Genomic DNA, 15,632 nt, shown 5'->3' on the forward strand with positions numbered 1-15,632 from the left:
CAGGAGAAATTTTCCATGGAATACATCAACCCCAGCATCGAAAAGGCCAGTGCGGACGGTGACGAGCTTGTCATTGAGGACCTTGTTGAAGACATCTCCATCGACGGTATGTGCGGCGTCTACTAGGCGCCCGGACAAGACCATGAAGATGACCAGCACAGACACCATGCTCGATGAGGGGTGGGTGCTGTCACCGGCTGTCGCGTTGCGGCCGGAGCCGTTCGGGGCGATGGCTTATCATTTCGGAAACCGCAAGCTCACCTTCCTTAAGCGACCTGATCTCGTCAGGGTGATTCGTTCCCTGGAGGACAGCCCAACAGTCCGGGACGCGCTCGTGCAGTCAGGTGTCCCCGAAGCCCAATGGCCGGCCTATGTCGGCGCGCTGCGCAGTCTCGCGGCCACCGACATGATCCGTGCCAGCGAAGGAAAAAACAATGACTAACGGCATCAGCACACCCGTGGCACGCCCGACCGGAGGCTCTCTGGTGGACCAGTTCGAATTCGGCCTCGACGCCCCGATCTGCCTGACGTGGGAATTGACCTATGCCTGCAATCTGGCCTGCGTCCACTGCCTATCGTCCTCGGGCCGGAGGGACCCGCGCGAATTGACCACCGAGCAGTGCGAAGCCGTGATCGATGAACTGCAGCGCATGCAGGTCTTTTACGTCAACATCGGCGGTGGAGAGCCGACCGTCCGCCCGGATTTCTGGCATCTGCTCCAGTACGCCGTAGACCACCAGGTCGGCGTGAAATTCTCCACCAATGGGATCCGCATCGATAAGGAAAAAGCGGCGTTCCTAGCGTCCACACCGTATGTGGATGTCCAGATATCGCTCGACGGGGCCACCGCGGAAGTCAACGACTACGTCCGCGGTCCCGGATCCTACGACACGGCGATTCGCGCCCTCGAAAACCTCAATGAAGCGGGTTTCAAGGATGCCAAAGTTTCCGTCGTTGTGACCCGTCAGAATGTGGGCCAGCTTGATGAATTTAAACGCATTGCCGATGACCACGGTGCCACTCTCCGGTTGACCCGGCTGCGCCCCTCCGGCCGGGGCGCCGATGTTTGGGATGAGCTGCACCCGCTGCCCGAGCAACAGCGCATCATCTATGACTGGCTGATGGCCAACGGAGACAATGTCCTGACCGGAGATTCCTTCTTCCATCTGGCGGCCTTCGGTGAAAGCCTGCCGGGCCTGAATCTGTGCGGCGCGGGCCGGGTGGTGTGCCTGATTGACCCGGTGGGCGATGTCTACGCTTGCCCGTTCGCGATCCACGAAACATTCCTGGCCGGGAATGTGCTTGACGAGGGGGGATTCAAGACGGTCTGGCAGGAATCAGAGCTGTTCACGGAACTCAGGTCCCCGCAGACGTCGGGGGCGTGCACTAAGTGTGCGTTCTTTGACGCCTGCCGCGGCGGCTGCATGGCAGCGAAGTTCTTTACGGGTCTTCCGCTGGACGGACCGGACCCTGAATGCGTCCAGGGCTACGGGGAAACGGCTCTGGCCGGAGACCGCAACCGGCCCCAGCCCAGCCAGGACCACTCACGTTCTGCCCTCCCGAAGCGTGCACAGCCCGTCATGGTCCAACTCAGCCTGACACGTCCGGACCCCGTAGCGCCGCCCGTGTCAGCCTGCGCCGCCAGCCCGCTGTCCGGATTCCACCCGTAGCGAGAGAACCATAACAGTTTCGAAAGGCAAGCATGTTCAAGAATCCCTGGGCACAGAACCCCTGGTTCGAGTCAGTGGCCGAGGCGCAGCGCCGGGCCAAAAAACGCCTCCCGGCGTCCGTCTATGCGGCCCTTGTGGCAGGCTCGGAACGCGGGCTCACACTCGATGACAACACTGCCGCTTTCGGTGAACTCGGCTTCGCACCCCATGTCGTAGGCCACCCCGCAGAGCGCGATCTGGCTACGACGGTGATGGGTCAGCATATTTCCCTCCCGGTCTTGATCTCCCCGACAGGTGTCCAGGCCGTCCACCCCGACGGTGAAGTCGCCGTTGCCCGGGCCGCCGCCGCGAGGGGCACCATCGTCGGTCTGAGTTCCTTTGCCTCCAAACCCGTGGAGGAAGTGACGGCCGCGAACGAGAAGACGTTCTACCAGATGTACTGGACCGGAACCCGGGAACAGATGGTCAGCCGCATGGATCGTGCGCGTGCCGCCGGTGCCAAAGGCCTGATCGTCACCACGGATTGGTCCTTCTCTATGGGTCGTGACTGGGGCAGCCCCGAGATCCCCGAGAAGGTGAACCTCAAGGCCGCCATCAGGCTTGCTCCCGAGGTGATGCTGAAGCCCCGCTGGCTGGCGTCCTTTGCCCGCAGCCTGCCCGACCTGACCGCACCCAATCTCGCCCCCGTGGGGGAGAAGGGCCCCACCTTCTTCGGCGCATACTACGAATGGATGCAGACCCCGCCGCCCACGTGGGACGACATCGAATGGATCGTCACCGAGTGGGGCGGCCCCGTCATGCTCAAGGGCGTTTGCCGCGTCGATGACGCGCTGCGCGCCGTCGACGCCGGAGTCACCGCCATCTCCGTCTCCAACCACGGCGGCAACAACCTGGACAGCACACCGGCCCCTATCCGCGTCCTGCCGTCGATCGCCAACGCGGTAGGCGATCAGGTAGAGATCGTTCTGGACGGCGGCATCCGCCGCGGCAGTGACGTCGTCAAGGCCCTGGCACTGGGCGCCCGCGCCGTCATGATCGGTCGCGCCTACCTCTGGGGGCTCTCCGCCAATGGCCAGGCGGGTGTGGAAAATGTCCTTGACATCCTGCGGGGGGGCATCGACTCTGCCCTGCTCGGACTCAGCGTCCCGTCAGTGCAGGATCTTCGACCAGAGCACCTGATTATTCCTCCGGGGTTTGTCCGGGAGTTGGGCGTTCCTGCCGCAGTCCGGTCGTGACTATCAGCCAACACGGGCTGGGCGGTCTTGCCTGGCCCGATGTTCCGCATAGACCCACGGTGCTCGTACCCGTCGGGTCTACTGAACAGCACGGTCCCCACCTGCCGTTGGACACGGACGCGGCGATAGCAACCGCAGTGGCCGATGCCGTCGCTCTGAAGGTTAAAGGGCAGGTGGTCGTTGCTCCGGCGGTCAGTTACGGTTCCAGCGGGGAGCACCAGTTCTTCGCAGGCACCGTGTCCATCGGGTCGGAGGTGCTGCGCCTTTTGATCGTCGAGCTCGTGCGCTCCCTCTCCACCTGGGCGGGCCGCATCGTCCTCATTAACGCCCACGGGGGTAACGTCTCGGCTCTGTCAGAGGCGGTGCTCCAGTTGAACGCAGAGCGGCACAACGTCGCGTGGTTGCCATGTCTGGTCCCGGGCGCTGACCTGCATGCCGGCAGGACGGAGACTTCCCTGATGCTTCACCTCAACCCGGCTGCGGTCCGACTGGAACGCTCCGTAGCGGGCGATCTGCGTCCCCTCGATGAACTGTTGCCGGAGCTGCTTACAGGGGGTGTCGCCGCAGTCTCATCCTCCGGCGTTCTGGGCGACCCAAGCGGGGCAAATGCTTCCGAGGGCGTCCGATTATTTGACCTGATGGTCGATGACGTTGCACGCCGAATTGCTGGGGCCGCGCTTGGCCGGAACGGAATGCTTGCCGTCAATGAGCGGCAGGCAATGGGTTGGACTCCGATCAAGCCGCGTTGAAGCCTCCCTTGACTGCTTTGCCTCGAACCATGTTATGCAGCTGGCTTCCGAAGAAGGGAATCCCCGTGTCGACTGAGTGGATGACGACCGAGCTCATGCCGCCGGAGAGCCCAGATTGGGCGACGCTTTCCCGGAAATTCGTGGAAGTTCGCCGCGGTAGCGAGATTTACCGCCATGGTCAGGTGGACGACACGATGGCTGACGGGTCAGGCCTGTGGATGGCAGCAGATGGCATCCTGGGCAGGGAACTCATCTGGCGGGATCAAGGATTCACAGTGGGCAAACTGCATGGGCCCGCTGATGGCGTCCAAGGTCAGCTGGACGCCGGATTGAGTTACGTACCCGGAGACCAGGAACAGTCTCGTATCGCAGGTGACCGATCGTGACTGTTCAGCGATCTCAACTTCCCAAGGGTTTCACGGTAAGACTAAACCGACGAGTGAAAATTGCTGGCAGGGGAAGGGAACTCGTCGGAGGTTCCCCCACGCGGGTTCTTTACATCACCGAACGTGCCAGCGGGATGATTCTGGACAGGACAGCAGTCGTCTCAGACACTCCTACGGGTTTGTTGGTGGACAGGCTATTGGAGAGCGGGATGGCCGATCCCGTGCTCGAATCGCTGCCTGACCTTGACCCTGCTTCCGTAACAGTCGTCGTCCCCGCCTTCGGGCGCCCTCTCGCCCTGGCCAGGTTGCTGACGAGCATCGGAAAACAGCACAGGGTTATCGTCGTCGACGACTGCTCCCCGGACCCTGCGGCAATCCGGGCAGTTGTAGAAAAGCACGACGCACACCTGGTGCGCCTCCCGTCCAACAGTGGCCCGGCCCAGGCCCGCAACGAGGGCCTCAAGCACGTAACTACGCCCTACGTGGCCTTCGCCGATTCCGACATTGTGCTCCACCCGGACACCATTTCGCTCCTCCTGAAACACTTTCATGACCAGAGCGTGGCTCTGGCCGGCCCCCGGGTCCTTGGCTGGGACGACGGAAACGGCATGAACTGGATCGAGCGATACGAAGAGGCAAGATCATCGCTGGATCTGGGTATCTTCCCAGCAACAGTCCGGCCCCGCTCCCCGGTTTCGTGGCTTCCAGGTGCATTTCTCTTGGCCCGAGCCAACGCACTGGGTGAAGGATTCACCTCCGGCAGCCGTGTAGGAGAGGACGTCGACCTCGTATGGCGCCTGGTCGAACAGGGATGGCGGGTCCGCTTCGAGCCCGAGGCAAAAGTGTGGCACGAGCACCGGCAAACCATAAGAGAATGGCTGTCCCGGAAAGCGTTCTACGGAACGTCGGCTCACGCCCTCTCCCTCCGGCACCCGGAGGCAATCGCGCCAGCCGTCTTCGCACCCTGGTCTGTCGCCGTCGTCGCCGCACTCCTGTGCCAGCGCACGTGGTCCATTCCGGCAGCAGGAGCGATTTCTGCCTTTGCCGCGTGGCAGATCTCCAAGAAACTCGGCCGCAGCACGCATCCGGTCCGGATTGCTGTCAGTCTGACTGCGCGTGGTGCACTCGCGGCACAAACGCAGACCATAGCCCTCTTTGTCCGCCACTGGTGGCCCCTGGCCATCGCGGGGAGCATCTTCTCCCGCAGGTTACGCCGGGCCCTCGTCGTGGCTTGCATCGTGGACGCAGTGTGGGAGTACCGCCGCACCCGTCCCCAACTCGATCTTCTTCGGTTTGCCCTCGCACGGCGCCTGGACGATCTGGCATACGGTACCGGCGTCTGGTCCAGCGCGCTGAGAGGCCGATCTCTCCGTTGCCTGCTGCCCGACGTCCGGAAAAATCCCAACTGAGCCGAATCTGCTCGTGGTCAAGCGATCATGTGCTACGGCAAGACCGATAGCCGACCTGGGAGTTCGTACCAGGGCACTGCCAAACTGTCGCAACTAACACCAGGTGTAAACAGGATGCGCGATGAGCTCAATTGGACAGGGATAAGGGTGCCGAAGTGAGATATGACGTCCTCGTGGTGGGAGCCGGCGCCGCTGGAGCTCCCTTGGCGGCGAGATTAAGTGAAGACCCGCGACGGACCGTGCTGCTGCTCGAAGCGGGCCCAGTCCCAGCGAACACGGAGGACTTCCCGCAGGAGCTGCTCAACGCCGGGACCGTGCAAGGCGCCATGCCGGGTCATCCCCACAACTGGTCACTTATGGGATATCTGACGCCAGACCTGCCCTACTCCATAGCCCGGGGCCGCATTCTGGGCGGATCAACCGCGATCAGCGGAACCTACTTTATCCGAGCGCCGAAGCAAGACTTTGACCGCTGGTCGTCCGGAGGAAATGAGGAGTGGGCCTGGGACAAAGTCCTGCCCTTTTACAAAAAATTAGAGAATGACCTGCAATACGGTGAGAGCGACCTGCATGGAGGCACTGGTCCAATGACCGTGTCCCGCCCGCCGCAAGAGCACCCCGTGACAAAAGCCTTTGGACGGGCCGTTAAAGAACTGGGCTTCCCAACCGAACGGGACAAGAACAGCGAAGATGGACCCGGCTACGGGCCCATGCCCTCAAACAGCGTCCGTGGACTGCGGATCAACACCGGAAGCGCTTACATCAACCCTGTCCGCGACCGCCAAAACCTGACGGTAGAGGGAAACTCATACGTGCGCCGGGTGCTGTTCGAGGGTACCCAAGCGATAGGGGTAGAAGTCCTCCGTGACGGGGCAATCATCACCATCGAAGCAAACGAAATTGTTCTGTCCGCGGGCGCCGTGAAGACACCCCATATTCTGCTTCTGTCCGGGCTGGGTCCCGAAACCGAACTGAACCGATTCCACATTCCCGTGATCAATCACCTGCCTGGCGTCGGCAAGGACTTCAGCGACCACCCTAACCTCGCCATTAGCTGGAGATCCAAGGTTTCGATAGTCGACTATGGCACGACACAATCCATGGCCGACGTTCTCAATTTCACCGCCAGCGGTTCGCACTGCTCAGGCGATCTGGAGATACTGCCGCTCCTCAAACCAATGAGTTACATGCTGACAGGAAGCCCGCCACATCCAGCGCATGGATCACAAACATCTGAACAGCTCCTACACCAAGGAGACGTCGCCCTCCTCGTATCACTTCAAGCAGCATCATCACGCGGTCAAATAACGCTGGAATCAGCAGACCCTGGAGTGCAGCCTCGAATCGACTTTAACTATCTCGCCGCCGAGACCGACCTCAGACGGATGCGCGAAGCGGTCCGCACCGCCGTGCGCCTGCTGCGGTCCAAGGCTTTCAGCCCGATTTTCCAAGAGCTCACGGAGGTAACCGAGCCGATCCTTCAGAGCGACACGCTGCTTAATAGTTGGATGCGCTCACATTTGGGAACAGCCATCCATCTTTGCGGCAGCGCGAAGATGGGATCCCAGAACAACCCTGACTCAGTAGTGGACCAATACGGCCGCGTCCACGGCGTAAAGGGGCTCCGCGTGGCCGACACGTCAATTCTGCCAACTGCACCCACCCGCGGCCCCGCAGCCACCGCAGTACTCATTGGAGAGCGCATGGCGGAATTCATGCGGGGCTGCGGCCCCTGACCCATACGACGAAGGTGGTTGGTACTGGTCGCGAACATCCACATGCATGAGTGGGGACCTCTCACGTCAGGCTCAGTTGACCCGAGCCTTTGGCAATTGGTGCGTCACGTAAAACAGGGTCGGCCTGCTCTTGGCATCAGTTCAAGATTTAGTTCAGCCGAGAGGAGCATGGCCACATAGAAGCAACTCCGCCCCAGCGAGCCTTGCCGCAGGTGGATTGGGCTCTGCGGTACCCAACATGTCTGCAATGGAGGCGCGGATAGTCGCCGAAGTGCACCAATGCATGGCTAGGTGAACCAGTTCCAGCTCTCCTTCCGGGCGCCGATAAGACACCTTTTCGTAAGGTAGAAGCGACGCGCCCTGTTCGGGAGGTCGTAGCAAAATGGCCGTCCCGCTGACCGCGGAAAGGGCGGCATGGGACAGGGGCGGTATGGCTCCTGAAAGGGTCTGCCTTCGGTCATGCGCTTGGCGCGAACATCTGTCAATGAAGGAGGAAGAGGGTCGCAATCTCTGATTGAGAGGAGGACTTTTCGCAAAGGGCAGGGGACGCCGCTAGAGCCGCCAGCAATTTCAACCGACTCACCCTTTACTCACCCCAATCAACGACAAAGGACAAGTATTCATCAGTCATCGAAGATCGCAGAAACCCCCAGATTCCGGGCAAAGCCGCGCCTTCCCTGCCTGCCAGTAGGCGTCCGGACCTAAAGCGGGGGTCGTCAGTTCGAATCTGACAGGAGGCTCAAGTTGTAGCTGTGACCTGCTGGTTTTACTGTTTCCGCCTAGCGTCATTCGCACTATTTACGCAGAGACTCACCTTTACTCACCCCCATCGGTCGCGCCCTCAGCCGGTGCCGGCGTTTCCGTTCCCGAGTGAGGCGCATTGAAGGCACTCAGCACCGCGCGCGTGTCGTGGCTTCTTTGTATTCCTCGACGTAGTGTTTCCGGGTCATGGATACCTTGGAATGCCCAACCTGATAAGCGGCCGTTTCGGCACCCATCGTTCGGGCGATAAGGGTTTCCTGGGCCTTTCGGAACGTCTTCAGCGTTACCCAGGAGTAGCCAATGGCGTCCGCTGCTTTGCGCCAGGTCTTGCCGACGTTGTTCTGATCACAGACGGTGCCTGTGGACGATGGGAAGATCAGCCCCATTGGATTCTGGGCGCCGCTGTTTTCCTGCCTGGCACGCAGGTTTCGGAGGGCCGCCGCGAGATACGGGGGCACTGTCACATATCGGATCCCGTGCTCGGACTTGGGATGATCCTGAATTCAGGTTGGCGTGACCGGCTACACGTGCTCGACGCCTTTGGCTGACGTTGGCGAATAGACAAACGTCGGCAACAAAGGGGGACCGACCTAGAGCCAACTTCGGTGCTCACAACCTGGTGCTGCACGTCCAGATGAAAGCCAGGCCCTAATCGCTTGCACGACGGCTTCGGAGCCGAAGTAGATGAGCACCACCAGTTGCCAGGCCGTGACTGTCACCGGGGTTTGGGAAGACCCAGCAGTCCGTGGCCCCGATAGCGAGGAACTCCTGTCCTTTGCTTCTGTCCGCAGGGTATCGGGCAACCTTAATTGCAGTCATCGGGTGCATAGAGGAACAGGATCCTGGTCGAGGTCGCTGAAGTCCAGGACAAGACGGCCGCGCAACCCTCCGACCTTGAGTCGGCGATGTGCTTCGCCAGCGCGAGAAGCGGGCAAGACCTGTGCCACCCTCAACGTGATGACACCGCTTTCTGCAAGACGGACGAGGTTCTCCAATTCCGTTGTGCGGCGGGCAGAGTCTCCCACGCGCACTGGCCGGACATCCACCTTCTGACTGGCTGATTCTGCCCGTGCACGAAGGGTGACGAGCCTGCCGCGAGCTGCCAATGCTGGAATGACTTTGTCATGCAACAGGGCTCCATCCACTACGCCCGGAACGCCTTGCGGAACGAGCTGCCTTACTCGGACGCCGAGTTCATCGCCCCGCTCCACAATCCTGTCGGCGCCCAACGACTCCACGAGCGCCATGTCCGATGGCTTTGCGTCTGCTATGACATATAGCCCGTCCTGCTTCGCGAGTTGGATCACATAACCCCCGAGGGTTCCCGCTGCACCGGTCACGAGCAACGTGTCACCACTTGAAAGCTGTGCTGCCTCCAAAGCGGCACGGGCAGTCATCGCGTTCATCAGTAACGTTGATGCGGCGAAAATACTAACCCGGACAGGTGCAGCGACCACCGACTCGGCAGGAACCACTACTTGCCCGGCATAAGCGCCGTTTGTTCCATACGGCGTCACCAGCGCAACCACGCTTTGACCGACGGCGAGTCGGCCATCCGCCCCTGGCCCTACCTGGTCAATGACCCCGGCAGCGTCCATACCCGGAACGTAGGGACCTTTTGGGGGCTGGAAGGGCCGGACTTGAGGAGCGCCAGAACGAACCAACGTGTCCGTCGGATTAACCGCTGCGGCCAGTACACGAATCCGGACCTCGCCGGCACCGGCATCCGGTGCCGGGAGGGCCAGAACCTCAAGCGCCTCAGGCCCCCCGAACGACCGAACCCCAATAGCTTTCACATTTTCCTCTATGGATCTGGGCCAAATCCTCAGCGAACGTGCCTTTTTGGAGGTACGGCACTGCTGAACTAGGCGGGCCGCGACCAGCGGGAAACGGGCGTCATCCCGGCGGCCCGTCCTTTGGCGCTGACAACGAGGGCCATTTTTCGCGATGCCTCGTCGATCATTTCGTCGCCCAGCATCGCTGCACCACGCGAACCGCCATCCGCAGACGTGTGCCAATCGTAGGCGTCGAGGATCTTCTCTGCCTGGTCGAAGTCCCCTTGCCGAGGACTGAATGTATCGTTGACGATGTCAACCTGGCTGGGATGAAGCACCCACTTTCCATCGAAGCCGAGGGCTGCGGACCGGCCGGCAACCGTGGCTAGTCCATCGAGATCCTTGATTGCAAGATACGGCCCGTCAATCGCCTGTTTGCCGTGGGCTCTCGCACAGATCAGGATGGTCATCAGGATGTGGTGGTAAGCGTCGCCGACGTCGTACCCTGGCGGCTGCTGGCCGACGGTAAGGGTTTTCATTTGGAGCGAGGCCATGAGATCGGCCGGACCCAGTATCAGCGTCTGCACCCGCGGGCTCGCTTGTGCGATGGCATCAATATTGCGAAGGCCGCGGGCACTCTCGATTTGAACTTCGATCCCCAGGCGGCCGTATTCAAGGCCCGCGCTGCGCTCGATCTGTCCGAGCAGCATATCCAGCGCTGCCACATGTTCTGCAGACTCGACCTTCGGCAGCATCACGCAATCCAGGTTGGCACCTGCACCCTCAACAACCTCAACCACGTCACGGTAGGTCCACTCAGTGTCCCAGCCGTTGACGCGCACGATCCTGATCTTCGCGCCGAATCCACCCTCGTTGAGGGCAGCGACGATAGTGCGGCGCCCGTTCTCCTTTTCCGACGGTGCGCAGGCGTCCTCAAGGTCCAGGAAGAACGCGTCGACATTCAGTCCCCGCGCCTTCTCGATCATGCGGGGGTTTGAGGCCGGCACGGCAAGTGTGGTCCGCCTCGGTCGGTTCGCTGTGGATGTCATGGAAGTCTCCGTTTCCCTGTTGATACATATCTTGATGTGCGGAATCACCGCAGTCGGTCATGGCCTCGACCGGGCTTATGCGTCCCAACGCCGGAGCAACGCCGCAAGCGCTTGGCCGCCACCGATACACATCGTGACGACGGCATACTCGAGGTCGCGCCGCTGCAGGTCGAGCGCGGCCCGCATCGTGAGAATGGCACCGGTGGCACCGACTGGATGGCCCAGCGCGATAGCCCCGCCGTACGCGTTCGTCTTCTCGGGGTCGAGCCCGGCATCGCGGATCACCGCGACCGCCTGGGCTGCGAAGGCCTCGTTAAGCTCGATCACGTCTACATCTGCGGCAGTAAGGCCCGTCTGCTTGAATAGGCGCGACAGGGCAAATACGGGCGCGTATCCCATCAGCTTGGGGTCGTTGGCGGCCGTGGCGACCGCTTCGATCGTCGCCAGACCCCTAAGCCCACGTGAGCGGGCGTCCGACTCACGCATGAGGACAGTCGCTGCTGCGCCGTCGTTGACGCCCGAGGAGTTGCCCGCCGTTACAGAACCGCCCTCTTGGAAGGCCGGTCGCAGCGCCGCCAAGGTTTCGAGGGTCGTGTCGGGGCGGGGATGCTGATCCATTGCCACGTCGACGGGTTTGCGGCCGCTTGTCGTGACCGGCACGATCTCCTCCGCAAATGCAGCCCGCGCGGTATCCGTCGCGGCCCGGCGCTGGCTCTCGACGGCGAATTCGTCCTGCTCTGCCCGGGATACCCCGTATTTCGCGGCTACGTTTTCTGCCGTGACGCCCATGTGCTTGCCGGAAAATGGATCGGTAAGAATCCCGACCGTACCGTCGACGAGCGTGCGGTCACCGAGGCGGTCGTTGAACCGCGAGTTGAAGTCGTAGAACGGCATCCGCGTCATGTTCTCGTCCCCGCCAGCCAGAACAACATCCACGCCGCCCCACAACAACTGTTGGGCACCCGACCAGATTGCCTGCAACCCCGATCCGCAGAGGCGGTTCACCGTGAAGGCGGGCGTGTTCATGGGCAGTCCTGCAGCCAGTGCCACCCGGCGGGCGTTGTACGCGTCGCCCGCGACCTGGCCAATGCATCCCATCACCACCTCGCCAACCTCATCCGAGTTGATCCCCGAACGGCGCAACGCCTCGGTTGCTGCGGCCGCACCCAACTCATGCGCCGCCGTATCGCGAAACACACCACCGAAACTGCCCACGGGTGTCCGCGCCCCGCCGAGGATGACGACCTTCTCGCCCATAACTAAGCCGCCTCTTCACCGCGGTTCAGCGGCGAGTTGATCTCGTCCCCGAACCTGGCCGCGACCATCTTGCTGAGCGGGACGCCAGCAAGGCCCTTCTTGAACTTGCTCGTGTCGGTCATGCCGGCTTTCCTAACTGTGGATCTGATGTACAAGAGGCTGATGCCCGTGGACCTTGTGGTTAGCGCTCCCGTCGAATGGAGACGGTCGCCAGGGTAAGCGGTCATCCGGAGGTCAGCGGCTCGTCACCTTGCCGGAGAGTTTCGCGATCGGGGCGAGCACCAAAGGCCTGGCAGCGAACCAGACGGCGACGATGATGAGCAGCGAAGCGAAGAAGATCCAGAACCCGGCCCAGTTCACGTCGTCGGTACCGCCATACATGTGGTTCAGATTCCGCAGCGCCCCGGTCGCGAACACGAGTGCGACGTGCACGACGATGAATGACACGAAGTACAGCATTACCGGGAAGTGGACTGCTCTCGCCCATTCGACCGGATAGACCCGGTTGAGCGTCTTGGTGTTCTTCGGCCACAGTCCCGACATCCGTACACCCGTGATGGCCGCGACCGGGGCGGCGAGGAAGACAGTGATGAAGTACATGATCTGCTGCAGGCTGTTGTAGTTTACCCACCCGTTCTCGGTCGGCCAGTCCAGTGAGATGTACTGCAGCAGCGCGGAGAGCGCGTTGGGGAACACTTCCCAACTCGTGGGCACGATCCTCATCCAGTGCCCGGTAACGAATAGCAGCACAATGAATACCAGGCCGTTGACGAGCCACAGGATGTCGAGCGTCTGGTGGAACCAGAGCGCCAGACTGATCTTGCCCTTGCCGTCCTTGGACCACTTTGGCGTCCAGTAGGCGTCCGGACGTTTCTCGGTGCGTACCTGAAGACCCGATCTGATGATCAGGACCATCAGGAACACGTTGAAAAAGTGCTGCCACTGTACCCACGCGGGGAACCCGGATGTCGCGCTGTCGGGCAAATGGTACTCACCAGGGAACGTAGTCAAAAAGTCGCTCATGAAGTCTAGGTTGACGAACCAGCGGGCGGCGATCACCAGGCCAGTCGCCGCGAGCAGCAGCCCGAAGACGCCGATAAGCGCGTAACGCAGCAGCTGCCCGGGGGTGCGTGTACCGAACCGCCCGGGCTCCTGCGCAGCTGCGCTGCGGGGACTGGCCTGGGCGGTGTTCACCGGCCGTGCCCTGGAGGGGCCGCCGGCTGCTGCCGCCGTCTCGGGTGGAGCCTCGGAGGGCGCAGGAGAGGACTTGCGCGCCAACCCCTGGCGACCGGATCTTGTTGGTGCAGGAACTCCGGTCGCCGAAGGGGACGCACTTTTGTGCGTGGGCGTCGCTTGGCCGGGTGCCGCGGATTGCGCGACACCCGATTGGCCGGCGGCCGCGGATTGCGCGGCAGTCGCTTGGAGGGATACCACGGGTTGCGTGGCATCCGATTCATTGGCTTTTCGTGGCAAGCCTTGGCGGCGACCCGGCTTCGTCGGAGGCGCAGCGGCCTGCCGGGCATTCACGGCTTCGCCCCCGGGGCCGTCGGCCCCCGCAGGACCGGTAGTAACGTCCGACGCTACCGAGGACTGTAGCTCGTCAGTAGTAATCCGGGGCAGACCCCTTCGAAGCCGTTCCGTCATGCTGGCTACTTCTTCCGGGCTTCGATTGCGTCGATCAGCTGCGGGACGACTGCGAACAGGTCCCCGACGACGCCGAAGTCGGCGATCTCGAAGATCGGAGCCTCCGCGTCCTTGTTAATCGCGACGATGGTCTTTGCTGTCTGCATACCGGCGCGATGCTGGATCGCGCCGGAGATACCGAGCGCGACGTACAGCTGCGGCGACACAGAGACTCCGGTCTGTCCGACCTGGCTTGTCTGCGGAATGTAACCGGCATCCACCGCGGCACGGGACGCGCCGACGGCAGCACCCAGGGTATCGGCGAGCTGCTCCACGAGCACGAACTTCTCCTCGGAGCCAAGTCCGCGGCCACCCGAAACGACCTTGGCAGCGCCACGCAACTCGGGCCGATTCGCAGCCACGGTCGCCTCGGTGTGCCCCGTGATCGTAGCGGCCGCAGCACCGCTCGACACTACCTCAAGTGCCTCGGCAACAAGCGGTTGGCCTTCGGCCCGAGCATCAATCGCACCCTGACGTATCGTAATTACGAGCGGTCCTGTACTTGCAGCGGAGTCAACGTTGTACGAGCCCCCGTACACCGAGTGATGGGCCACTATTCCCTCGTCATCACGTGAGACGTTCACTGCGTCGACGGCGAGGGCAGAGTGTGTTCGCGCTGCGAATCGAGCCGCCACGTCACGACCCTCGATCGAGTTGGAGATCAGCACGGCTTCAGGTGCAACCAGCCTTGCGGCGGCGGCAAGAGCGTCTGCGCCCGGTACGGTCAGTGATGTTGCGACGTCGGCTGCCTCTGCCACGAGGACACGTGTGGCCCCGAATGTTGCCACGATTGCGGCGGCATCGGCCGCCTGGCCGGGCGAGGCGACAACGAGTGCGATAGGACTGCCGACCTGCGCCGCGGCGCCGATGAGGGCCGCGGCACTCTTTTGCACCGTGCCGGTTGGCGATACTTCGGCGAGAACGAGGATCGAATCAGCGGGGAAATCGGACATATTCGTGCTCCTCACACCAGTCGGTTCTGAACGAGGAAGTCTGCGAGCTGGCTGGCCGCATCCCCCTCATCGATGATTTTGACGCCGGCTGCGCGCGCCGGCCGCTCCGAGACGGCTACGACAATCGAGCGCCCCTTTGATTCGTCCTCGGCGTTTATCCCAAGGTCGTTGGCCGTAAGCGTTTCAAACGGCTTCTTTTTCGCGGCCATGATGCCCTTGAAGTTGGGGAATCGCGCGTCCGGAAGGGCCTCGGTAATAGATACAACCGCGGGCAGGTCTGCCCTTACGTTCACCGATCCGTTCTCGACGGCACGGACACCGGCAACTGCTCCTTCGGAGATCTCAACCGAGGATAGATTGGTGGCGGCAGGCACGCCGAGCAGCTCCGCGACGATCGACGGAATGACGCCGCCCGATCCGTCCGTGGAGAGGTTCCCGGCCAGCACGAGGTCAAAACCCGTGCGGCGGATGGCTGCCGCGAGAACTTCGCCAGTCAGCCCGAGATCGGCGCCCATCAGGGCGTCATCCATCACGTGCACAGCACTCGCAGCACCCATTGCAAGTGCTTTGCGAAGGGTGCCGGGTACGGTGTTTGGTCCGACCGACATCACGACGATCTCTGTGTCGGCGTTCTTGTCGGCATAGGTCAGCGCCACTTCCAGGGCACGCTCGCCGATCTCATCGGGCACGGCATCGTTTGCCGCACGATCCGCGAGGCCTGTCTCCAGGTCCAACTTACGGTCCCCGTATGTGTCGGGGACTTCTTTCACAAGGACAATGATCTTCATTGAACGCTCCTCACCTCGGATTCCAGTGTGCCTTAATATTAGCTGGTTGACAAGCAAATTATGTTCCGCACATCTCTCGGTTCCACTCTCGGTGCCAGTGTCACTTTTCGCACTCCTTTGATGATCCATGAGAAATTGCTGGTTGACAATCTATGATTTTGGAGCATCCTTGATAGGAGT

The 15,632-nt window shown here is 61.9% G+C and carries 14 protein-coding genes; 7 read left to right on the plus strand and 7 right to left on the minus strand.

Annotated features, from left to right (window positions below):
- Positions 1–15: 15 nt before the first annotated feature.
- The 7 genes from mftA (at position 16) to mftG (ending at position 7,185) form a co-directional block, all read left to right on the plus strand.
- A complete protein-coding gene (mftA, locus tag IAQ70_RS14140; RefSeq protein ID WP_190989946.1) occupies positions 16–126 on the plus strand; it encodes a mycofactocin precursor MftA in 111 nt (36 codons plus the stop codon).
- Between the two features lie 22 nt (positions 127–148).
- On the plus strand, positions 149–442 hold the full coding sequence (gene mftB, locus IAQ70_RS14145; protein ID WP_223860069.1) for a mycofactocin biosynthesis chaperone MftB: 294 nt from the start codon (positions 149–151) through the stop codon (positions 440–442).
- Positions 435–1,670: a mycofactocin radical SAM maturase gene (mftC, locus tag IAQ70_RS14150; protein ID WP_190989948.1), complete on the plus strand. Its 1,236-nt coding sequence runs from the start codon at positions 435–437 to the stop codon at positions 1,668–1,670. The genes mftB and mftC overlap by 8 nt, the downstream gene beginning before the upstream one ends.
- Positions 1,671–1,702: 32 nt before the next feature.
- Entirely contained in the window at positions 1,703–2,905 is a 1,203-nt protein-coding gene (mftD, locus tag IAQ70_RS14155; protein ID WP_190989949.1) for a pre-mycofactocin synthase MftD, read from the plus strand.
- Positions 2,902–3,654: a mycofactocin biosynthesis peptidyl-dipeptidase MftE gene (gene mftE, locus IAQ70_RS14160; protein WP_317983666.1), complete on the plus strand. Its 753-nt coding sequence runs from the start codon at positions 2,902–2,904 to the stop codon at positions 3,652–3,654. The genes mftD and mftE overlap by 4 nt, the downstream gene beginning before the upstream one ends.
- 382 nt (positions 3,655–4,036) lie before the next feature.
- Positions 4,037–5,449, plus strand: coding sequence for a mycofactocin biosynthesis glycosyltransferase MftF (gene mftF, locus IAQ70_RS14165; protein WP_190989950.1), 1,413 nt, complete (start codon positions 4,037–4,039; stop codon positions 5,447–5,449).
- Between the two features lie 155 nt (positions 5,450–5,604).
- The gene (mftG, locus tag IAQ70_RS14170; RefSeq protein ID WP_190989951.1) at positions 5,605–7,185 is read left to right on the plus strand and encodes a mycofactocin dehydrogenase MftG; all 1,581 of its coding nucleotides are present in this window, start codon (positions 5,605–5,607) and stop codon (positions 7,183–7,185) included.
- Between the two features lie 890 nt (positions 7,186–8,075).
- On the opposite strand, the gene IAQ70_RS14175 is transcribed toward mftG, so the two are convergent.
- The 7 genes from IAQ70_RS14175 to IAQ70_RS14205 form a co-directional block, all read right to left on the minus strand.
- Entirely contained in the window at positions 8,076–8,411 is a 336-nt protein-coding gene (locus IAQ70_RS14175) for a hypothetical protein (RefSeq protein WP_190989952.1), read from the minus strand.
- 351 nt (positions 8,412–8,762) lie between these two features.
- The gene (locus IAQ70_RS14180) at positions 8,763–9,743 is read right to left on the minus strand and encodes an NADP-dependent oxidoreductase (protein WP_190989953.1); all 981 of its coding nucleotides are present in this window, start codon (positions 9,741–9,743) and stop codon (positions 8,763–8,765) included.
- A 68-nt stretch (positions 9,744–9,811) separates the two neighbouring features.
- Positions 9,812–10,771 carry an HpcH/HpaI aldolase/citrate lyase family protein gene (locus tag IAQ70_RS14185; protein WP_190989954.1) on the minus strand — a complete coding sequence of 320 codons (960 nt, stop codon included), beginning with the start codon at positions 10,769–10,771 and terminating at the stop codon, positions 9,812–9,814.
- A gap of 75 nt (positions 10,772–10,846) precedes the next feature.
- Positions 10,847–12,028, minus strand: coding sequence for a thiolase family protein (locus IAQ70_RS14190; protein WP_190989955.1), 1,182 nt, complete (start codon positions 12,026–12,028; stop codon positions 10,847–10,849).
- Between the two features lie 234 nt (positions 12,029–12,262).
- Positions 12,263–13,222 carry a cytochrome b/b6 domain-containing protein gene (locus tag IAQ70_RS22800; RefSeq protein ID WP_317983667.1) on the minus strand — a complete coding sequence of 320 codons (960 nt, stop codon included), beginning with the start codon at positions 13,220–13,222 and terminating at the stop codon, positions 12,263–12,265.
- Between the two features lie 455 nt (positions 13,223–13,677).
- On the minus strand, positions 13,678–14,664 hold the full coding sequence (locus IAQ70_RS14200) for an electron transfer flavoprotein subunit alpha/FixB family protein (RefSeq protein WP_190989957.1): 987 nt from the start codon (positions 14,662–14,664) through the stop codon (positions 13,678–13,680).
- An 11-nt stretch (positions 14,665–14,675) separates the two neighbouring features.
- Positions 14,676–15,452: an electron transfer flavoprotein subunit beta/FixA family protein gene (locus IAQ70_RS14205; protein WP_190989958.1), complete on the minus strand. Its 777-nt coding sequence runs from the start codon at positions 15,450–15,452 to the stop codon at positions 14,676–14,678.
- Positions 15,453–15,632: the final 180 nt, after the last annotated feature.

It is taken from the genome of Pseudarthrobacter sulfonivorans (assembly GCF_014712225.1).
In the GTDB taxonomy this organism is placed as follows: domain Bacteria; phylum Actinomycetota; class Actinomycetes; order Actinomycetales; family Micrococcaceae; genus Arthrobacter; species Arthrobacter sulfonivorans.